The organism is Methylobacterium sp. CCH7-A2, from assembly GCF_001557075.1.
GTDB classification, from domain to species: domain Bacteria; phylum Pseudomonadota; class Alphaproteobacteria; order Rhizobiales; family Beijerinckiaceae; genus Allobosea; species Allobosea massiliensis.
In genome coordinates, this window is sequence record NZ_LSKN01000136.1 from 85,891 (window position 1) to 105,498 (window position 19,608).

The 19,608-nt window shown below is 68.8% G+C and carries 17 protein-coding genes; 7 read left to right on the top strand and 10 right to left on the bottom strand.

The features are described from left to right. Position 1: 1 nt before the first annotated feature. The 5 genes from AX750_RS26875 to AX750_RS11930 are packed head-to-tail and all read right to left on the bottom strand — an operon-like array spanning position 2 to position 2,830. A complete protein-coding gene (locus AX750_RS26875; RefSeq protein WP_245282381.1) occupies positions 2-292 on the bottom strand; it encodes a 3-keto-5-aminohexanoate cleavage protein in 291 nt (96 codons plus the stop codon). Further along, a complete protein-coding gene (locus AX750_RS11915) occupies positions 250-882 on the bottom strand; it encodes a 3-keto-5-aminohexanoate cleavage protein (RefSeq protein WP_245282378.1) in 633 nt (210 codons plus the stop codon). Before AX750_RS11915 ends, AX750_RS26875 begins: the two co-directional genes overlap by 43 nt. Before the next feature lie 10 nt (positions 883-892). After that, positions 893-1,288: a type II toxin-antitoxin system death-on-curing family toxin gene (locus AX750_RS11920; protein ID WP_066726152.1), complete on the bottom strand. Its 396-nt coding sequence runs from the start codon at positions 1,286-1,288 to the stop codon at positions 893-895. Beyond that, a complete protein-coding gene (locus AX750_RS11925; RefSeq protein ID WP_066726150.1) occupies positions 1,285-1,551 on the bottom strand; it encodes a hypothetical protein in 267 nt (88 codons plus the stop codon). The genes AX750_RS11920 and AX750_RS11925 overlap by 4 nt, the downstream gene beginning before the upstream one ends. Positions 1,552-1,600: 49 nt before the next feature. Further along, the gene (locus tag AX750_RS11930; RefSeq protein WP_156446686.1) at positions 1,601-2,830 is read right to left on the bottom strand and encodes an MFS transporter; all 1,230 of its coding nucleotides are present in this window, start codon (positions 2,828-2,830) and stop codon (positions 1,601-1,603) included. A 146-nt stretch (positions 2,831-2,976) separates the two neighbouring features. Between AX750_RS11930 and AX750_RS11935 the strand changes: the two genes are divergently transcribed. After that, positions 2,977-4,620: an acyl-CoA synthetase gene (locus AX750_RS11935; RefSeq protein WP_066726148.1), complete on the top strand. Its 1,644-nt coding sequence runs from the start codon at positions 2,977-2,979 to the stop codon at positions 4,618-4,620. Positions 4,621-4,736: 116 nt separating this feature from the next. Here AX750_RS11935 and AX750_RS11940 read toward each other — a convergent pair whose 3' ends face one another. The 3 genes from AX750_RS11940 to AX750_RS11950 form a co-directional block, all read right to left on the bottom strand. After that, positions 4,737-5,591, bottom strand: coding sequence for a DUF296 domain-containing protein (locus AX750_RS11940; protein ID WP_066726139.1), 855 nt, complete (start codon positions 5,589-5,591; stop codon positions 4,737-4,739). Next, positions 5,588-7,222: an acyl-CoA synthetase gene (locus AX750_RS11945; RefSeq protein ID WP_156446690.1), complete on the bottom strand. Its 1,635-nt coding sequence runs from the start codon at positions 7,220-7,222 to the stop codon at positions 5,588-5,590. Before AX750_RS11945 ends, AX750_RS11940 begins: the two co-directional genes overlap by 4 nt. Positions 7,223-7,400: 178 nt before the next feature. Continuing rightward, entirely contained in the window at positions 7,401-8,264 is an 864-nt protein-coding gene (locus AX750_RS11950; RefSeq protein ID WP_066726136.1) for an IclR family transcriptional regulator, read from the bottom strand. A gap of 287 nt (positions 8,265-8,551) precedes the next feature. Between AX750_RS11950 and AX750_RS11955 the strand changes: the two genes are divergently transcribed. From AX750_RS11955 to AX750_RS11965, 3 genes are all read left to right on the top strand, one after another. Beyond that, positions 8,552-10,420, top strand: coding sequence for a TRAP transporter large permease subunit (locus tag AX750_RS11955; protein ID WP_066726134.1), 1,869 nt, complete (start codon positions 8,552-8,554; stop codon positions 10,418-10,420). Positions 10,421-10,464: 44 nt separating this feature from the next. After that, positions 10,465-11,484, top strand: a complete 1,020-nt coding sequence (locus AX750_RS11960; RefSeq protein ID WP_066726131.1) for a TRAP transporter substrate-binding protein — start codon at positions 10,465-10,467, stop codon at positions 11,482-11,484. 132 nt (positions 11,485-11,616) lie between these two features. Beyond that, complete coding sequence (locus AX750_RS11965; protein WP_066726128.1) at positions 11,617-12,420, top strand: glucose 1-dehydrogenase; 804 nt, start codon at positions 11,617-11,619, stop codon at positions 12,418-12,420. A 282-nt stretch (positions 12,421-12,702) separates the two neighbouring features. Here the strand turns inward: AX750_RS11965 and AX750_RS11970 are convergent, their stop codons facing one another. Together AX750_RS11970 and AX750_RS11975 are read right to left on the bottom strand one after the other, a co-directional pair. After that, positions 12,703-13,398, bottom strand: coding sequence for a hypothetical protein (locus AX750_RS11970; RefSeq protein ID WP_066726125.1), 696 nt, complete (start codon positions 13,396-13,398; stop codon positions 12,703-12,705). Positions 13,399-13,646: 248 nt separating this feature from the next. Continuing rightward, positions 13,647-14,393, bottom strand: a complete 747-nt coding sequence (locus AX750_RS11975; RefSeq protein WP_066726122.1) for an aspartate/glutamate racemase family protein — start codon at positions 14,391-14,393, stop codon at positions 13,647-13,649. A 183-nt stretch (positions 14,394-14,576) separates the two neighbouring features. On the opposite strand from AX750_RS11975, the gene AX750_RS11980 reads away from it, so the two are divergent. The 3 genes from AX750_RS11980 (at position 14,577) to iolD (ending at position 19,541) form a co-directional block, all read left to right on the top strand. After that, on the top strand, positions 14,577-15,455 hold the full coding sequence (locus AX750_RS11980; protein ID WP_066726119.1) for a MurR/RpiR family transcriptional regulator: 879 nt from the start codon (positions 14,577-14,579) through the stop codon (positions 15,453-15,455). A gap of 137 nt (positions 15,456-15,592) precedes the next feature. Then, a complete protein-coding gene (iolC, locus tag AX750_RS11985; protein WP_066726116.1) occupies positions 15,593-17,527 on the top strand; it encodes a 5-dehydro-2-deoxygluconokinase in 1,935 nt (644 codons plus the stop codon). A gap of 166 nt (positions 17,528-17,693) precedes the next feature. Then, positions 17,694-19,541, top strand: coding sequence for a 3D-(3,5/4)-trihydroxycyclohexane-1,2-dione acylhydrolase (decyclizing) (gene iolD, locus AX750_RS11990; protein WP_066726113.1), 1,848 nt, complete (start codon positions 17,694-17,696; stop codon positions 19,539-19,541). Positions 19,542-19,608 lie beyond the last annotated feature (67 nt).

The window sequence follows — 19,608 nt, forward strand, 5'->3', positions numbered from 1 at the left end:
CTCAGCCCACGGCCTTCAGCCGGGCCCTCACCTCGGCGACGCTGGCCGGGCGCCCGCCGGCGGCCTCGACGAGCCGCACCGTCTCCGCCACCAGATCGGCATTGCTCCGCCCGCAGCCGAAGGGCGCATCCTCCAGCCCGGCGCGCACATGCACGCCGCGCGCGACCGCGGCCGGGATCAGCCCGGTCAGGTCCACGCCCAGCCCCGCGATCATCACCGGCGCCTCGGGCGCATCCTCCGCCAGCAGCTTCAGATGCGCGTCGAGCGCCCAGTCGCGCGGCGGAAGCCCCAGGCGAAGGCGTCCGAGAACATCAGCCGGTAGATCGGCGTCGGCATGCCCGGATAGGCCTTGGCCAGCGCCGCGCCCAGCCGGGTGAAGCCGGGCTCGTAGATCGCATAGCTCGGATGGATCCCGTGCGCCTGCGCCACCGCCATTCCCTCGCGGATATGCTCGCCGGGGTTCTGGTAGATGAAGCCGGCCTCGCCTTCCGGGATTCCGTCGAACGTCGTCCAGTTGCAGGAGCCGGGGTCGAGCACGCCCCATTCGACCAGTCCGCGCCTGGCCAGTTCCTCCAGATGCGTGTAGCGGCCGGACCCGATGATGTCCCCCGCATAGCCCGAGCCGACGATGGGGATGGTGGGATAGACGATGGCGTCGACCTTCGCGCGGATGCCCTCGATCGCCTGGGCATAGAGCTCCCAGTCGTCACGCTGGCGCCCGGTTTCGAGGTCGTAGACATGCAGATGCACGATCGCCGCGCCGGCCTCCACCGCCGCGATCCCGTCCGCGACGATGTCGGGAATGGCGATCGGAATGCCCGGCTGGCGCGCGACGCCCCAGGGCCCGTTGATCGCGGCCTCGATCCAGATGGGTGTGGTCATCGGGGTGTCCTTATGCCGGCGCATCCTTCGGCCAGTTGTCGCGAATCCAGCGCGTCAGCCCGTCCTCCTCGACCTCGCCGGCGGCCAGCGCAAGGATCGCGGCGGCGGCCATAGCGGGATCGACATCGAAATCGATACCATTGAGGCCGAGGAACACGATCATGCAGCCGAACGCCGCGCGCTTGTTCCCGTCGACGAAGGGATGGTTGCGCGCCACCCCGAAAGCATAGGCCGCGGCCAGGGCAGCAATGTCGCTTTCGCCATAGGCATGCTTGTTCGGTGCGCGTGCCAGAGCCGATTCGAGCAACGCCCGGTCCCGCAAGCCGGCGGGTCCACCGAAGAGCGCGAGCTGTTCCGCGTGAATGTCGCTCGCCAGCTCGACACTCACCCAGATCGGCTCGCTCATTTGGCGAGTTCGCGATAGGTGGCGGCGTATTTCTTGAAGGAGCGTCGCGCGATCTCCATGCCCCGGGCATGGACATCGTCATAGGGAACGAGCTTCACTTCGCCGCCCGGCTGCTGGACCACCGTGAAGCGGTCCCCCTCCGCCAGGCGGAAGCGCGCCAGAATGTCCTTGGTCAGGATGATGCCGACCGAGTTTCCGATTTTCCGAAGCTGGACGACGTCAGCAACAGACTCACCGCCCCGCAGCGCCACAGTCTCGTTCATAGGCTCAGCTCCCGTTATACATCCCGTATAACACTCCGGAGCCCGTCTGTCAGCCGCTGGCTGCAGCGATCGAATCCCCCGGTTGGGCTCGCCCCGCCCACGTCCCGTCGAACACCATCGTCGCGACCAGCCAGACCGCCAGCGCCACCGCCGCGATGCCACCCAGCGCCAGGAAGGCCGGGCCGTAGCCGAAGGACTGAGCCACCCAGCCGCCCAGCGTCGGGCTCAGCGAGGCGCCGATGCCCTGCACCGTCATCACGGCGCCGAGCCCGACATTGAAATGTCCCGTGCCGCGCAGGATGCGGGCGACGAGGCCCGGCAGCGCGACGCCGAGCAACCCGGCCCCGACACCGTCGAGGATCTGCACGGGCACCAGCACCCAGAAGCCGGGGATCGAGGCCGCGATCAGCCCGCGCAGGGGCAGCGCCAGCAGGGCGAGCACGATGACGAAGCCATAGCCGCGGCTCTGCGCCAGCTTCGCCCCCAACAGCGCCATCGGGATCATGGTGAGCTGCGCCACCACGACGGTCAGGGCCGTCGCGGTGCTGGGGTCGCCCTGCCCGCTCGCGACCATGGACTGGCCGAGCAGCGGCAGCATCGCGCCATTGCCGAGATGGAACAGCATCATGACCAGCGCCAGGATGCCGAGGGGCGCCGAAGTCAGCAGCATGCGCCAGCCCGAGCCCTCGCGCGCCTCGACATCGCCGGTCTCGCAGCCGCGGGCCGCGTCGTGGTCGATCGCCTCGGCCGGGATCATCAGCGCCGCCGCGATGGCACCGACCGCCATCGCCGTCATGAACCAGAACACCGCCTGGAGCCCGAAGACATAGCCGAGCGCGCCGCCCGCCAGCGCGGCGAACATGTTGCCGCCATGGTTGAAAGCCTCGTTGCGGCCGAGCTGCCGCGCGAAGCCCGCCTGGCGCACGAGGCCGAGCGTGATCGCGGCGATCGCCGGCGCGATCACTGCCCCGGCCACGCCCTGGACGATCTGCGCGCCGATGGTGACCTTGAGGCTCGGCACGTAGAGCATCGTCAGCGTCGCCGCGATGATCGCGAGCGAGGCGACGATCATCACCGCCCGCTTGAAGCGCGTATGGTCGACCAGCGCCCCCAGCGGTATCGTCGCCGCCATGCCGGCGAGCCCGCCCACCGTCATCACCAGGCCGATATCCTGCGGCCCCCAGCCCTTCTCCTGGAGATAGACCCCGAGGAAGGGACCGAGGCCGTCGCGGACATCGGCCATGAAGAAATTGAGGGCATTCAGGGCAGTCAGCGACAAGGCTCACATCTCCGGCGGCCCGATGGCCGGCGACGGAACGTCACCCACCCCGGCTTTGTTCCGCCCGACAAACCTGCATGACTGGGCCTTGCCAGCGCTGCGCGGGGCACGCCAAATCCCGCTCCAGGACACAGCAGGTGAGGCCGATGCTCCAGCGCCACGCGACCTATGGCGAAACCCTCGAGCGGTTCCGCTGGGCCATCCCCGAACGGTTCAACATCGGCGTCGCGTGCTGCGACCGCCATGCCGACGGGACAGTTAAGCCGGCGCTGCTCTATGAGGACGGGGCGGCGGGGCTCGTCACGCTCTCCTTCGACGACCTCAGGCGCGCCTCCAACCGCATCGCCAATCTGCTACGCGGGCACGGCGTCGCGGCGGGCGAGCGTGTCGGCATCCTGCTGCCGCAGCGTCCGGAAACCGCCATGGCCCATCTCGCGGTCTACAAGTTGGGCGCCATCGCGCTGCCGCTCTTCATCCAGTTCGGGCCCGAGGCGCTGGAACACCGGCTGCAGCACAGCGGGGCAGCGGCGCTGATCACGGATGCCGAAAACCTGCCGAAGATCGAGGCGATCCGCCACGCCCTGCCGGATCTGCGGCTGATCATCCTGGCCGACGGTCCCGGCCCCGGCGGCACGCTCGACCTCGCGAGCGAGATGGCGAAGGCCTCCGACGCCTTCACGCCGGTCGACACAAGCGCCGACGATCCCGCCGTCATCATCTACACCTCCGGCACCACGGGAAAGCCGAAGGGCGCGCTCCATGCCCATCGCGTCCTGCTCGGCCATCTGCCGGGCGTGCAGATGCCGCAGGCCTTCTTCCCGCAGGCCGGCGACCTGTTCTGGACTCCGGCCGATTGGGCCTGGATCGGCGGTTTGCTCGACGTGCTGCTGCCGAGCCTCTATTTCGGCGTGCCGGTCCTGGCCTCGCGCGCCCGCAAATTCGATCCCGAGGCCGCCTTCGAGCTGATGGCGCGGCACAGGGTCCGCAACGCCTTCCTGCCGCCGACGGCGCTCAAGCTGATGCGCCAGGTCCGCGAGCCCCGCCGCTTCGGCTACGCGATGCGCTCGATCGGCAGCGGCGGCGAGACGCTCGGCGCCGACATGCTGGACTGGAGCGCTGAGACCTTCGGCTTCGCGGTCAACGAGTTCTACGGCCAGACGGAAGCCAATCTGCTCGTCGCCAACAATGCCGATCTCTTCCCGATCCGCCCCGGCTCGATGGGCCGCGCCGTGCCGGGCCACCGCGTCGCGGTGGTCTCGTCCGAGGGCGAGCCCCTGCCCGCGGCCACGCCGGGCCTGATCGCGGTGGCGCGGCCCGATCCCGTCATGATGCTGGGCTACTGGCGCCAGCCCGAGGAAACGGCGGCGAAATTCGCCGGCGACTGGCTCCTCACCGGCGACACCGGCCATTGCGACGAGGAGGGCTATCTCTGGTTCCAGGGCCGCGACGACGACATCATCTCCTCGGGCTCCTACCGGATCGGGCCGGGCGACATCGAGGATTGCATCATGCGCCACGAGGCCGTGCTGATGGTCGCGGTCGTCGGCGTGCCGGACCCGATCCGCACCGAAGCCGTGAAGGCCTTCGTGCTGCCGCGGCCCGGCATCGCGCCATCCGAGGCGCTGGCCGCCGAGATCCAGGCTTTCGTGCGCAACCGGCTCGCCGCCTACCAGTACCCCCGTCATGTCGAGTTCGTGACGGAGCTGCCGATGACCGCGACCGGCAAGATCCGGCGCAAGGATCTGCGGGACAGGGAGATGGCGCGGATGCAACAGGGGCAAGCGGGCTGAAAGGCGTCATGCTCGGGCTTGACCCGAGCATCTCTGGCCGGAGGAGGCCTACCGTCCTGAGATTCTCGGGTCTGCGCTTTGCTCCGCCCGAGAATGACGTGCGCCCGGCGCGCGCTCTACTCCACCTCCAGCACCAGCTCGAAGGTCATCAGCACCGGGTTGTCGCCGCGCCGGTAGCGTCCCGCCGCCATGGCCCCGGTGTAGTCGACCAGCGCGACGTCGATCTGCGCCTCCGGCCCGCCGCCGTCATCCACAATCAGCCCACCCGTGATCGCGACCTCGGTGGCGAAGTTCTCGACGAGACCGCCACCCTCAAAACGCGCGCCGATGGTCGAGCCGACGCCGCCATGGATGGTCGCCCGCCCGATGCCGCGCTCGGCGCAGAACCCCTCCAGCGCCCCGCAAAAATCGATGTTCGGCTTGACGCGCAGCGCGAAAAAGCGGCCCTCGCGCGTGGCGCCGAGCGGCCCCGCCGGCCGCGGCCCGAACAGCTTGAAGTTCGTTTCCGGATCGACCTCGCCGAGGAAGGCGGCGCCGTCGAGCCCCACCGCCGAAAGCGTGATCTCCTCCGCCACCATCGTCTCGTCGGGCAGGATATGGCCGCCGCTGCGCCGCCCGTCGCCCTCGACCCAGAGCGCATGGGCATGGAAGAAAGGCGCGCCGTCGCGCAGGCCGAAGGTCATCGCGCCCACCTCGATGCGGGCGACGCCCACAGGCCTGAATGTGCCGCTGTAGAAGGCCGCATGCTCCGGCGTCTGCGACAGCGCCGGCATCACATAGGCGAAGGGCGAGAGCGAAAGCCCGTCGAGCTTCACCGTCCCGCTGACGAAGCCGGCGGCGGCGAAACCGCGCCGGACGGCCTCGAGCAGCGTCAGGCCGGGTTGCAGCGTCAGCGGGAAGCGCAGGCCGTGGCACTCCGCCCATTGGATGCGGCCGGGCGTCTCCGGCCCGGGCTGCTGGATGCGCCTCACGAGCCCTGCCCCCTCAGCCAGTCCAGCTGCCCGCGCGCTTCCAACTCGTCGCGCACGAGGCGCTTGGGCACCTTGCCGTATCCCGATTTCGGCAGCGCCTCCCAGAAGAAGAAGCGCTTGGGCATCTTGTAGCGGGCGATCTTCTCGGCGAGGAAACCGGCGATCTCCGCCTCGTCGGCGCGGGCCCCGCCGCGACAGACGCAGACGGCGACCCCGATCTCTCCCCAGACCGGATCGGGGACGCCAAGCACCGCGACCTCCGCGATGGCGGGATGGGTCAGGATCTTCTCCTCGATCTCGCGCGGATAGATGTTCGAGCCGCCGGAGATGTACATGTCCGAGGCGCGGCCGGTGATGTAGACGAAGCCCTCCTCGTCCATGTGGCCGAGATCGCCGGTGCGGAACCAGCCGTTCCGGAACGACTTCGCATTGGCTTCCGGGTTGTCGTAATAGCCGGCGAAGACCGCCGGGCCGATCACGCAGATCTCGCCCTGGACGCCGGACGCGACCTCCTCGCCGGCCTCGTCCTGGATCTGGACCTGCATCGCGGTACGGGCATAGCCGCAGCTGCCGACTCGTGCCTGCGGCCCGTCCTCGGCGACATGCAGCGAGGGCGGCAGCACGGTGATGTTGCCGGTGACCTCGCCCAGCCCGAAATACTGCACGAGCACGGAGCCCAGCGTGGCAAGCGCACGCTTCTGGTCCTCGCGATACATCGGCGCGCCCGCATAGATGACATAGCGCAGGCTCGAATGGTCGTGCTGCTCGACCGCCGGATGCTCGACCAGCATCTTCAGGATCGTCGGCACGGTGAACAGGCTGGTGACGCGGTGGCGCGCGATCAGCCGCCAGGCCTCGTCGATGTCGAAGCGCTCGGTCGGCAGCAGGATCGAGGCCGCCCCGCGCGAAGCCAGCATCAGCTGATGAACGCCGGCGCCATGCGAGAGCGGCGCCACCACCAGCGAGCAATCGGCTTCCGTCGTGCCGGGCACGAGGTCGCAGAGATGGTTGGTGATGACGAAGCCCATCTGGCCATGGGTCAGCACCGCGGCCTTGGAGCGCCCGGTCGTGCCCGAGGTGAAGAAGAACCAGCAGGGATCGTCATGCTCGACGGCGACATCCGCGACGCGCTCGCCTTTGTGACGGGCGATAACGGCGCCGACCTCGTCCTCGCCGAAGGCGCCTGCCCCGATCCGCCAGGTGAAATCCGGTGCCGGCGCGGCCTTCGCGACCGCCGCCGCATGGTCGGGAAAGTCGCCATGGCAGAGAAAGGCCTTCGCGCCCGAGGAGGTCGAGAGATAGGCGACCTCGTCCGGCAGCAGCCGGAAATTGGTCGGCACCCAGACCGCGCCGATCCGGAAGGTCGCGAACATCGACACGAACATCGCGTCGCAGTTCTTGGAATGCACCAGGATGCGGTCGCCCTTGCCGATGCCGCGCGCCCGCAGGCCCGCCGCCAGCGCCGAGACCTGCGCATCGAGATCGGCCCAGCTCAGCGTCAGCTCACCCCAGACGAAGGCGGGGTGGGCCGCCAGGCGCCGCCCGTTCTGCGCGACAATATGGCCGAGATTCATCACCCGTCGCGTCATCGGCACGACGCCGCCTACGGGGGCCATGGCTTGCTGTTGCATCATGTTGATCTCTCCAGGGCGGTAGGGCGCGGTCGTCCCGGGCGCAGCGAAGCGAAGACCCGGGACCCATTCCGGAACGGTTCAGGCATGGATCCCGGATCGGCGCCGCTGACGCGGCTTGTCCGGGATGACCCGAGCCACGACGGTCTGTCGGGCAACACGAAAAGGTCCGCGACCATCACACCCGCCTCGCCTCGACTGCCGCCGCGACGGGCCGCCCGCCGCGGCCGGCAACCGTGCGACCCGGCCCGAACATCTCCGAAAGCCGCCGCTCCATCGCGGCGGCCTCGGCGCGCAGATGGGCGGCCAGCTCCTGCTGCCGCTCCGGCCCCATGCGGCTGTCGATGGCGGCGAGGCTGAGCGCGCCGGCGACGCGCCCGTCCGGATAGCGGAAGGCCATGCCGATCCCCCAGGAGCTGGCGACCAGCCGTCCGGGGTTGAGGGCGAAGCCGCGCTGCCGCGCAGCCGCCAGATCGGCGCGGATGACCTCCGGCGCGAAGCCGGGATAGCGCGTCGTCAGGACGGGCGCATTGGCGGCCATGATGCGGTCCACATCGTCGTCCGGCATCACGGCGAGCAGCGCGAGCGAGCCGGCCCCGACGCCGAGCGGGTGCTGGTCGCCGGTCTGCAGCGCATGGGTCCGCACCGGATAGGTGCCCTCCTCGCGATGCAGGCAGACGCAGTAATTGTCGCGCCGGACCGACAGGAAGCTCGTATCCATGGAGACGGCCGCGAGGCGGCGCAGGCTCTCCATCGCGAGTTCGAGCAGACCATGCCGGCGGGCCGCCAGCACGCCGAGCACGAAGGCTTCCTCGCCAAGGCAGTAATGCCGCGTCTGCGGCTCCTGCTCGATCAGCCCCGCCCGCATCAGCGCCAGCAGCAGCCGCCGCGCCGTCGGCTTGTTGAGGCCGCTGCCGGCGACGATGTCGGCCAGCGGAAGCCCGCCCGCCGGCTCGCGGCCGACGAGCGCGAGCAGTTGCAGGGCGCGGTCAACGCTCTGCGAACCGGATAGGCCGGACCGCGCCTCCTCGCTAGCTCCCACGAAGCGTCCTCGCTAAGGGTCCACCATATGGACCTTATTCTTATCCCGTGAGCCTAGATCGGGCTTTTGCGGATTGCAATGCGAGGGTTGTCGTGTAATCTCCGCGCCGTTCCATGGTGATCCCGATCACGATGTGGACCGCACCGCCGGCTGCCCGACAAGCCAAAACGAGCGCGATGCGACCGGGAGGACGACGACATGCCGATAGAGCCCCTCATCGCGGGCAGCCGCCTCGTTTGCGCAGCGCTGCACCGCCGCGCCGCACGCCGCGAAGGCTGAGCGCCGCCATGGTCGACGTCGCCGACAGGATCGCCCTGCCCGAAACCATCGCCGAGCTCGAGGACGTCCGCCCGGGCTCGCCCTTCATGCGCCCGGTCGAGGCGATTGCGGCCGCGCTCGTCGCGCTGATCATCGGCGTGCTGCTGCTGGGCGTGACCTCGCGCTACGTCTTCTCTCTGCCGGTGATCTGGATCGACGAAGTCGCCTCGATCTCCTTCCTCTGGCTCGCCATGCTCGGCTCCGCCATCGCGATCGACCGCAACGAGCATCTGCGGCTGACACTGTTCGTCGGCATGATGCCGGAGCGCCTGCGCGGCTTCGCCAACAGCTTCGCGCTGCTCGTCGTCGCCGCCTTCCTGCTGGCGATGATCTACCCGGCGATCGACTATGCGATCGAGGAGAGCTTCGTCACCTCGGCCGCGCTCAACATCCCCAACAGCTGGCGCGTCTCGGCGCTCGCGACCGGCATCGTGCTGATGGCGCTGCTGGCGCTGCGCCACGCCTGGCGCAGCTCGACGCTGCGCGACCTCGCCCTGGCGGCGGCGCTGATCCTCGCCCTCGGCCTCGCCTTCTGGTGGCTGACGCCGACCTTCAAGGGGCTGGGTTACGGCAACATCCTGATCTTCCTCGTCATCATCGTGGCGCTCTGCCTCGCGGCCGGCGTGCCGATCGCCTTCTGCTTCGGCATGGGCACGCTCTGCTTCCTCGTCTTCTCGACCAATGTGCCGATGCTGGTGATGGTCGGCCGCATGGACGAGGGCATGTCGAGCATCATCCTGCTCTCGGTGCCGATCTTCGTGCTGCTCGGCTGCATCCTCGACGCCACCGGCATGGGCAAGGCGATCGTCGATTTCCTGGCGTCGATGCTCGGCCATATCCGCGCCGGCATGTCCTATGTGCTGCTCGGCTCGCTCTTCCTGGTCTCGGGCATTTCCGGCTCCAAGGTCTCGGACATGGCGACCGTGGCGCCCGCCCTCTTCCCGGAGATGAAGCGGCGCGGCTACCAGCCCAAGGAGCTGATCGCGCTTTTGTCCACCGGCGCGGCGATGGCCGACACGGTGCCGCCCTCGATCGTGCTGATCGTGCTCGGCTCCGTCGCCGGAGTCTCGATCGCCGGGCTGTTCAACGCCGGCTTCGCCATCGCCATGGTGCTGCTGCTGGCGCTCGCCGTTCTCGCCCGCTGGAAGGCGCGGCACGAGGACATGGCGGGCGTGCGCCGGCTCTCCTTCGGCGTCATCGGCAAGACGGCGCTGGTCGCGGGGCCGGCCCTGGTGCTGCCCTTCATCATCCGCGCCGCGGTCGGCGGCGGCGTCGCCACCGCGACCGAGGTCTCCACCATCGCAGTGCTCTACGCGCTGATCATCGGCATGGTGCTCTATGGCGGCATCAGCGGGCGCAAGCTCTATGCGATGCTGGTCGAGACCGCGGCCCTGTCCGGCGCGATCCTGATGATCCTCGGCACGGCGCTCGCCATGGCCTGGGCCCTGACGCAGACAGGTTTCGCCCGCGACCTCGCCGCCTTCATGACCGGGCTGCCCGGCGGCTGGCTGACCTTCATGGCCGTCACCATCGTCGTCTTCATGGTGCTGGGCTGCGTGCTCGAGGGCCTGCCGGCCATCGTGCTGATGGCGCCGCTGATGTTCCCGATCGCCAAGAACCTCGGCATCAACGACGTGCACTACTCGATGGTGGTGGTCACGGCGATGAACATCGGCCTGATGACCCCGCCGATCGGCATCGGCTTCTACATCGCCTGCAAGATCGGCAACGTCTCGCCCGACGAGGCGATGGGCGCGATCTGGCCCTATCTCATCGCCCTGCTCATCGGCCTCGTCGTCATCGCCGTCGTGCCCGGCCTCTCGACCTGGGTGCTGTGACGCCGACCCGAACACCCCATAACAAACCACTGGGAGAAACGACCATGACCATCTCACGCCGCACCCTGCTGCAGGGCACCGCCGCAGCCTCCGCCATCGGCACCTTCTCGATCGGCCGTGCCTCGGCCCAGAGCGCCGAGTTCACCTACAAATACGCCAACAACCTGCCGCTGACGCATCCGATGAACCAGCGTGCCAACGAGGCGGTGGAGAAGATCAAGGCCGAGACCAATGGTCGGGTCGTCATCCAGATCTTCCCGAACAACCAGCTCGGCTCCGACACCGACATGCTGAGCCAGGTCCGCTCGGGCGGCGTCGAGTTCTTCACGCTGTCGCCGCTGATCCTCTCGACGCTCGTGCCCAACGCCTCGGTCTCGGGCATCGGCTTCGCCTTCCCGAACTACGACGCCGTCTGGAAGGCGATGGACGGCGAGCTCGGCGCCTATGTCCGCGGCCAGATCCAGAAGGCCAACCTCGTCGTCATGGACAAGATCTGGGACAACGGCTTCCGCCAGATCACCTCGTCCAAGGGCCCGATCAACACCCCCGACGATCTCAAGGGCCTGAAGATCCGCGTGCCGGTCTCGCCGCTCTGGACCTCGATGTTTACCGCCTTCCAGTCGGCCCCGGCGAGCATCAACTTCGCCGAGGTCTACACCGCGCTGCAGACCAAGATCGTCGATGCGCAGGAGAACCCGCTCGCGATCATCTCGACAGCCAAGCTCTTCGAGGTGCAGAAATATCTCTCCGTCACCAACCATATGTGGGACGGCTTCTGGTTCCTCGGCAACCGCCGCGCCTGGGAGCGTCTGCCGGAGGATCTGCGCGCCATCGTCGCCAAGAACCTCAACGCCGCCGCCGAGCTGGAGCGAGCCGACGTCGCCAAGCTCAACGCCGGCCTGCGCGACGACCTGACGTCCAAGGGCATGGTCTTCAACGAGACCAAGGCGGAGGCCTTCCGCGACGCCCTGCGCAAGGCCGGCTTCTACGCCGAGTGGAAGAAGAAGTACGGCGACGAGGCCTGGGGCATCCTCGAGAAGGCCGTCGGCGGCTCGCTGAGCTGAGGCTGCTCAGCAGTCATTGCGAGCGCAGCGAAGCAATCCAGACTGAAGCGCTCTGCCGCTCTGGATTGCTTCGTCGGCTGCGCCTCCTCGCAATGACGGCCCGTTTCTGCAACCGATCGAAGAGCGTCCACCATGGCCGACCGCCTTAAGGGCAAGATCGCCGTCGTCTTCGGCGCCGGCTCCTCCGGCGAGGGCTGGGGCAATGGCAAGGCGGCGGCCGTCGCCTTCGCCCGCGAGGGCGCGCGCGTCGCCTGTATCGACATCAGCCAGGCGGCGGCCGAGGAGACCGCGGCGATCATCAATGGCGAGGGCGGTGTCGCCATCGCGCTCGCCGCCGACGTGACCCGCCAGGCCTCAATCGACTCGGCCGTGGCGGCGACGATGACTCGCTTCGGCCGCATCAACATCCTCCACAACAATGTCGGCGTCACCCATATGGGCGGGCCGGTCGAACTGTCGGAGGAGCAGTTCCAGGCCGCGATCGACCTCAATCTCGGCCCGGTCTACCGCTGCTCCAAGGCCGTGATCCCGCATATGCTGGCAGGCGGCGGCGGCGCGATCGTCAACATCTCCTCGATCGCGGCGATCCGCTGGGTCGGCTATCCCTATTTCGCCTATTACGCGACCAAGGCCGCCGTGAACCAGGCGACGGTGGCGCTCGCCATGCAATACGCAAGGCAAGGCATCCGGGCGAACTGCATCATGCCCGGGCTGATCGACACGCCGATGATCTACAAGCAGATCTCGGCGCAGTACCCCTCCGTCGAGGAGATGGTCGCCGCCCGCGACGCGCTCGTGCCGATGGGCAAGATGGGCACCGCCTGGGACATCGCCAACGCCGCCGTCTTCCTCGCCTCCGACGAGGCGAAGTTCATCACGGGCGTCTGCCTGCCGGTCGACGGCGGCCAGACCTGCGGCGCGAGCGGGGTGGGGTAGAGGTCTGCCGTCATTCCGATCATGCTCTGAAACGCGCCGTCATCCTGGGCGGCCAAAGGCCGACCGGGATCCATCATCGGGCGCCGCGGAGCCCGATGATGGATCCCGGCCTGCGCCGCAGCGCGGCTTGTCCAGGATGACGGGGGTGGTTCTGGCTGCAAGTTGCGACGGTCACCCACGCCGCGCGATCCACTCCGCCAGCGGCCCCGCCAGACCGACGCTCTCCTTGCCCGCCGGCCGCTCAAAGCCCGCCCTGCGCCGTCAACGGCACAGCCGCGCCGATCACGCGCCTCTCTTGAATTCGGACAACGTTATAGATCGAAAATCCCAAGACGGAATTTTGCTAATCCATTCGCCAAAGCCGGTTTCCGGGCCAAATGACGGCAAATATCTCTGGACACCGACGGTCACAGGATCACGCGTTGTCTCCAGTGTTGCGCTCTTGAAACCATAACCGGGGCCGAAGCTCGCTGCGATATTGGTTGGATCGACACGTGAAACCGTCTTTGGATCACGCGGATCGAGGAAACGGACCATCAACGGCATTTGTTCGGGCCGAAGGGGCGCCACCAGATGCTCGTCACGATAGCGTTTCAGGTTCTCGGGCAGGGCCTCACCGCCCCTATGCCCTGGCCGGCTATCCCTCGGAAAGGCCGAGTAGACGATCGAGCCCGGTTCGGAGTTGAAGCCTTCCTCGCGCGAGCCGTTCTTCAACAGCACAAAAATCGGTCCTCGCGCACCCAGATCGACGGTCACGGCCTCGCCGACGATGCGCATGCCGCCCGAGAAGCCTCGGGGCTGCTTCGTCTCGAACACCTCGACCACGCTGAAGCCGGACTTCACGCCATCAGGAGTGTTGACCTCAACCGTCAACTTGTAGCGGAAGCTGTTTGTCGGGAAGGCGATGGACCAGCAAGCCTTGAGGCCAATCAGGATCAGCAGCGGGGCCGCAACGATCATGGCGACGCGCTTCAGCATGGCGAACCGCTCACCGGCATCCGGAAGACGGGGAGACACCCCTGCGAGGCAACGCCATCCCGACCAACACCATTCCTTCCGAAGCCGGCCTCGTCCTCTTCATTGCGCCACCGAACCGTGCGGCTTCTTCATTCGTGCCGGCATCGATGGAAACCTCCAACTGGGGGCTAAATCCATTCGCATGATGGATCGAGCCCCGATGATTGGGCGTTCCCGTCCGTTTTACGCGTTCACGGCTAACAGAGTCCTCACCCCCGCCTTGCGATCCAGTCCGCCAGCGGTCCCGCCAGCCCGACGCTCTCCTTGCCCGCAGGGCGCGCGAAGCTGCCCGTGCGCGCCTTGAGCGGGCGCAGCAGCGCCAGCGTTTGCGCCTGCCGCACCGCCGCCTGAACCTGGTCGATCACCGGCACGGGAATGCGCTCGCGAACCTTCGCCGCCAGCCCCGCCAGCGGCGCCCCGGCCAGGATCACCACATCGGCCTGCGTGCTCGCGACCGCGTCATTGGCGAGCGCGACCAGCAGCTCCTCCTTCTCCTCCTGCACATCCGAGATCGACCGGAAGGCGCCGTCGAGCATGCGGATCCCGGCGCAGCGATCGGCCATGCCGTGCATCTCGACGCATTCCTGGTACCAGGGCCCAAGCGCGCTCGCGAAGGTGACGATGGCAAAGCGTCGGCCGAGCATGCAGGCCGTCAGCATCGCCGCCTCCGCCATGCCGACCACCGGCACCTCGAACAATTCGCGCGCTGCGAACAGGCCGGGATCGCCGAAGGCCGCGATCACCGCCGCGTCATAGCTGCCCGCCCGCTCCGCCAGCATCTCCAGCGCGATCGCGCCGCCGATCTGCGCCTCCGCCCGCGTCGAGATGTAAGGAACGCCGCGCGGGGCCGTGGCGGGCACGATCTGCGTCTCCGGCCCGACGACCTGTACCGCCGCATCGAGCAGCCGGGTCGTCAGGCTTTCGCTGGTGTTGGGGTTCAGCAGCAGGATCTTCATTGCGTCTCGCTCTCTTGGCGTGGGCGCGCGGCGCCTGCAGGCTGCGTGCCATGGCGCGGGCCGGCGATCCAGCGGGGACGGCGAGCACGGCGCGGCGCGTTCCATCGCTGGAACACTTGATCCATTCCGCGCGCGCTGCCAGTAAGGGGTGGCGAAGCCGCGCGCGGCCGGGAGAGAGATGGCATGACGGACGAGACGGCCCTTTCGGCCCCTCGCGATTTCGACGGCCTGAGATCGCTGATCCTCGCCCGCCGCCAGTCGCTGCCCAAGCGCATTGCCCAGGTCGCCGCCTATGCGCTCGACAACCCCGACGAGATCGCCTTCGGCACGGCGGCCAGCATCGCCGACGCCGCGGGCGTCCAGCCCTCGACGCTGGTGCGCTTCGCCCAGCATCTCGGCTTCGATGGCTTCACCAGCCTGCAGAGCGTCTTCCGCGAACGGCTGCGCGAGCGCAATTCGAGCTATGAGGAGCGGCTCAACGCGCTGCGCGCCGATGTCGGCGGCAACGGCGCCAATCACCGCATCCTCGAAGGCTTCCTGACCGCATCCGGTACCTCGCTCGACCTGATGGCCCGCTCGCTCGACGAGGCGCAGCTCGACCGCGCCATCGCGGCCCTGGCCGGGGCGGAAACGGTCTATATAATAGCGCGGCGGCGCTCCTATCCGGTCGCGAGCTACATGGCCTATGCGCTGGGCAAGCTCGGCGTGCGCAACCAGCTCGTCGAATCGGCCGCCGGCCTGAGTCCCGAGATTCTCTCCTTCGCGACGCCGCGCGACGTCGCGCTCGCCGTCAGCTTCTCGCCCTATGCGGCCGAGACGATCAACGAGGCCCGCCAGCTCTCGGAGCGCGGCGTGCCGGTCGTCGCCATCACCGACAGCGCCTTCTCGCCGCTGGTCCAGTTCGCCACGCTCTGGTTCGAGGTGGCGGAGGCTGATTTCGGCGGCTTCCGCACGCTCTCGGCCACCATGGCGCTGTCGATGGCGCTCGCCGTCGGCATCGGCGACGCCCGCCGGGACCGCAAGCCCGGCAAGCCGCGCGGCCGCGCGCGCAATTCTTCCTGACGCCCTCGACCCCTTCTCCCAATCGGGAACGTCCGTTCCGAATTGACTGGAAAGTAGAACTGTTATTTCGTAAGCGACGGATCGCCGGAGCGCGCAGCGCAGCCGGGACCAGGGGCAGGAAGAGCCGGGAGAACGACATGGCGGCATCGCAGGGCGGACCCGCGCCGTCGCTCGACGTCATCACCATCGGGCGCGCATCGGTCGATCTCTACGGCCAGCAGATCGGCTCGCGGCTCGAGGATGTCGGCAGCTTCGCCAAATCGGTCGGCGGTTGCCCGGCCAACATCGCCATCGGTACCGCGCGGCTCGGCCTGCGCTCGGCCCTGCTGACCCGCGTCGGCGACGAGCAGTTCGGCCGCTTCCTGCGCGAGCAGCTCGCGCGCGAGGGCGTCGATCTCGGCGGGCTGAAGACCGACCCGACGCGGCTGACCGCGCTCGCCATCCTCTCGGTCGAGAGCGACAAGTCCTTCCCGCTGCTGTTCTACCGCGAGAACTGCGCCGACATGGCGCTGGAGGAAGCGGACGTCGACGCGGCCTTCCTCGCCACGGCCCGCGCCGTCGTCGTCACCGGCACCCATTTCGCGAAGCCCAACACCGAGGCCGCCCAGCGCAAGGCGATGCGGCTGATGCGGGCGCAGGGCGGCAAGGTCGTCCTCGACATCGACTACCGCCCCAATCTCTGGGGGCTCGCCGGCCATGCCGCCGGCGACAACCGCTACATCGCCTCGGCCGCCGTCTCGGAGCGGATGAAGAGCGTCCTGCCCGGCTGCGACCTCGTCGTCGGCACGGAAGAAGAGGTGCTGATCGCCTCGGGCGAGAGCGAGTTGCTGCCGGCGCTCAAGACGATCCGCGCGCTCACCCCCGCCACCATCGTGCTCAAGCGCGGCCCGATGGGCTGCATCGTCTATGAGGGCGCGATCTCCGACGATCTCGAGGACGGCATCGTCGGCAAGGGCTTCCCGATCGAAGTCTACAATGTGCTCGGCGCGGGCGACGCCTTCATGTCCGGCTTCCTGCGCGGCTGGCTCGGCGGCGAGAGCCTGCAGACGGCGGCGACCTGGGCCAATGCCTGCGGTGCCTTCGCCGTCTCGCGCCTGCTCTGCTCGCCCGAAAGCCCGACCTTCGCGGAGCTGCAGTATTTCCTCAGGAACGGCAGCCCGCATCGCGCGCTCCGCAAGGACGAGGCGATCAACCACATCCACTGGGCGACCACGCGCCGCCGCGACATCCCCTCGCTGATGGCGCTCGCCTGCGACCACCGTGCCCAGCTCGAGGAGGTCGCGCAGAAGCTCGGGGCCGACCCCGCCCGCATCCGCGACTTCAAGGTGCTCGCCGTCAAGGCGGCCGCCCGCGTCGCGGCCGGCCGGCCGGGCTACGGCATGCTGCTCGACGAGAAGCATGGCCGCGAGGCGATGTTCGAATTCGCCCGCCACCCCTTCTCCTGGCTCGGCCGCCCGGTCGAGCTGCCGGGCTCGCGGCCGCTGCGCTTCGAGGGCAGCCAGGACATCGGCTCGGCTCTGCCGGAATGGCCGGTCGATCACTGCATCAAGGCGCTCTGCTTCTACCATCCCGACGACGAGCCCGCGCTCAAGCAGGCCCAGCAGGAGAAGCTGCGCACGCTCTTCGATGCGGCGCGCAAGGTCGGCCGCGAATTGCTGGTCGAGATCATCGCCGGCAAGCACGGCCCGCTCGGCCCCGACACCATCGCCCGCGCTATGCAGGAGCTTTACGACCTCGGCATCAAGCCGGACTGGTGGAAGCTCGAGCCGCAGGCCTCGCCCGCCGCCTGGGCCGCGATCGAGCAGACCATCGCCCGCAACGACCCCTGGTGCCGCGGCGTGCTGCTGCTCGGGCTCGACGCCCCCGCCGAGGAGCTGGAGGCGGGCTTCGCCGCCACCGCCGCCACCCCCATCGTCAAGGGCTTCGCCGTCGGCCGCACCATCTTCATGGCCGCAGCCGAAGCCTGGCTCGCCGGCCGCATGGACGACGAGACCGCCATCGCCGACATGGCCCGCCGCTTCGGCGCGCTGACCGAGCTCTGGATCGCCACCCGCGACCGCAAGGCGGCGTAGGCTCCATGCCGACATTCCACCCGCGCGGGTCATCCCGGACGGAGCGCAGCGGAGATCCGGGACCTATTCCGGAGCCTTTGCGGGTTAGGCTCCGGAATGGATCCCGGGTCTCGCCCCGCTCGCCCGGGATGACAGCCGGTTATCGTACAGAGAGTCGAATCCCGACATGACCGCCACCATCCGCCTCACCATGGCCCAGGCGCTGACGCGCTATCTGAGCCGCCAGATGACCGAGATCGACGGGCAGCGCCTGCCCATCTTCGGTGGCGTCTGGGCGATCTTCGGCCATGGCAATGTCGCGGGCCTCGGCGAGGCGCTCTGGCAGGAGCGCGAGCGCCTGCCGACCTTCCGCGCCCATAACGAGCAGGCCATGGCCCATGCGGCCATCGCCTATGCCAAGGCGAACATGCGCCGCCGCTTCATGGCCGCGACGACCTCGATCGGCCCCGGCGCGACCAATCTCGTTACCGCAGCGGCGCTCGCCCATGTCAACCGCCTGCCGGTGCTTCTGCTGCCCGGTGACGTTTTCGCCAACCGCATTCCCGACCCCGTGCTCCAGCAGGTCGAGCATTTCAGCGACGGCACCGTCTCCGCCAATGATTGCTTCAAGCCGGTCTCGCGCTATTTCGACCGCATCACCCGGCCCGAGCAGATCATCCCGGCGCTCCATCGCGCCATGCAGGTGCTGACCGATCCGGCCGAATGCGGACCCGTCACGCTCGCGCTCTGCCAGGACGTGCAGGCGGAAGCCTATGACTATCCCGAGAGCTTCTTCGAGGAGCGCCTCTGGACGCCGCGCCGCCCGCGGCCCGACCGGGCCGAACTCGCGGCGGCGGCCACCGCGCTGAAGGCCGCGCAGAAGCCGCTGATCGTGGCCGGCGGCGGCGTGCTCTATTCCGGCGCCAGCGACGAACTCGCCCGCTTTGCGACGCAGACCGGCATCCCCGTCTGCGAGACGCAAGGGGGCAAGTCGGCCCTGCCCGATGAGGCGCCGCTGAACATGGCCGCCGTCGGCGTCACCGGCACGGGCGCCGCCAACCGCCTCGCGGCGGAGGCGGATCTGATCCTTGCGGTGGGCACGCGCCTGCAGGATTTCACCACCGGCTCCTGGGCGCTCTTCGCCGCCGGCAAGAGCGTGATCGGCCTCAACGTTCAGGCCTTCGACGCCGGCAAGCACCGCGCCCTGCCGCTGGTGGCGGACGCCCGCGAGGGCCTCGCCGAACTGCGCGACGCCCTCGCTGGCTGGCAGGCACCCGCGAGCTGGACCGCCGACGCCAAGGCCGGCAAGGCCGCGTGGCGGAAGGAGGCCGCGGCGGTCACCGCCGCGACCAACGCCGCGCTGCCCTCGGACGCTCAGGTCATCGGCGCCGTCCAGCGCAGCCTCGGCGCGGAGGTCATCCTGCTGCATGCGGCCGGCGGCCTGCCCGGCGAATTGCACAAGCTCTGGCAGGCGGGCTCGCCCGGCTCCTACCACGCCGAATACGGGTTCTCCTGCATGGGCTACGAGATCGCCGGCGGGCTCGGCGCCAAGATGGCGCGGCCCGACAAGGAGGTCGTCGTCATGGTCGGCGACGGCTCCTATCTGATGATGAACTCCGAGATCGCGACCTCGGTGATGCTCGGCCTCAGGCTCACCATCGTGCTGCTCGACAATCGCGGCTTCGGCTGCATCAACCGCCTCCAGAACGCGACCGGCAGCGCCTCCTTCAACAACCTGCTGAAGGACGCCCGCCACGAGACCCTGCCCGAGATCGACTTCGTCCAGCACGCCGCCAGCCTCGGCGCGATCGCCGTGAAGGCCGCCTCGATCGCCGAACTGGAAGTTGCTCTGGCCCGGGCGAAGATAAACACCCGCACCACGGTCGTCGTCATCGACACCGACCCGCTGGTCTCGACCGGCGCGGGCGGCGCCTGGTGGGATGTCGCGGTGCCGGAGGTCAGCGAACGCGCCGAAGTCCGCGCCGCACGGGCGAGCTATGACGAGCGCCGCAAGCGGCAGACGATCGGTGTGTAATCGGTACAACGTCGCCGTCATCCTGGGCGACCGCAGGTCGACCGGGATCCATCATAGGCCACAGCGC

What these genes read in the sequence shown, in the direction of transcription:
- AX750_RS11915 (WP_245282378.1), bottom strand. Translation starts at nt 882, where the DNA reads ATGACCACACCCATCTGGATCGAGGCCGCGATCAACGGGCCCTGGGGC.
- AX750_RS11960 (WP_066726131.1), top strand. Translation starts at nt 10,465, where the DNA reads ATGACCATCTCACGCCGCACCCTGCTGCAGGGCACCGCCGCAGCCTCC.
- AX750_RS11945 (WP_156446690.1), bottom strand. Translation starts at nt 7,222, where the DNA reads ATGCAACAGCAAGCCATGGCCCCCGTAGGCGGCGTCGTGCCGATGACG.
- AX750_RS11920 (WP_066726152.1), bottom strand. Translation starts at nt 1,288, where the DNA reads ATGAGCGAGCCGATCTGGGTGAGTGTCGAGCTGGCGAGCGACATTCAC.
- AX750_RS11935 (WP_066726148.1), top strand. Translation starts at nt 2,977, where the DNA reads ATGCTCCAGCGCCACGCGACCTATGGCGAAACCCTCGAGCGGTTCCGC.
- AX750_RS11975 (WP_066726122.1), bottom strand. Translation starts at nt 14,393, where the DNA reads ATGAAGATCCTGCTGCTGAACCCCAACACCAGCGAAAGCCTGACGACC.
- AX750_RS11965 (WP_066726128.1), top strand. Translation starts at nt 11,617, where the DNA reads ATGGCCGACCGCCTTAAGGGCAAGATCGCCGTCGTCTTCGGCGCCGGC.
- iolD (WP_066726113.1), top strand. Translation starts at nt 17,694, where the DNA reads ATGACCGCCACCATCCGCCTCACCATGGCCCAGGCGCTGACGCGCTAT.
- AX750_RS11955 (WP_066726134.1), top strand. Translation starts at nt 8,552, where the DNA reads ATGGTCGACGTCGCCGACAGGATCGCCCTGCCCGAAACCATCGCCGAG.
- AX750_RS11925 (WP_066726150.1), bottom strand. Translation starts at nt 1,551, where the DNA reads ATGAACGAGACTGTGGCGCTGCGGGGCGGTGAGTCTGTTGCTGACGTC.
- AX750_RS11970 (WP_066726125.1), bottom strand. Translation starts at nt 13,398, where the DNA reads ATGCTGAAGCGCGTCGCCATGATCGTTGCGGCCCCGCTGCTGATCCTG.
- iolC (WP_066726116.1), top strand. Translation starts at nt 15,593, where the DNA reads ATGGCGGCATCGCAGGGCGGACCCGCGCCGTCGCTCGACGTCATCACC.
- AX750_RS11980 (WP_066726119.1), top strand. Translation starts at nt 14,577, where the DNA reads ATGACGGACGAGACGGCCCTTTCGGCCCCTCGCGATTTCGACGGCCTG.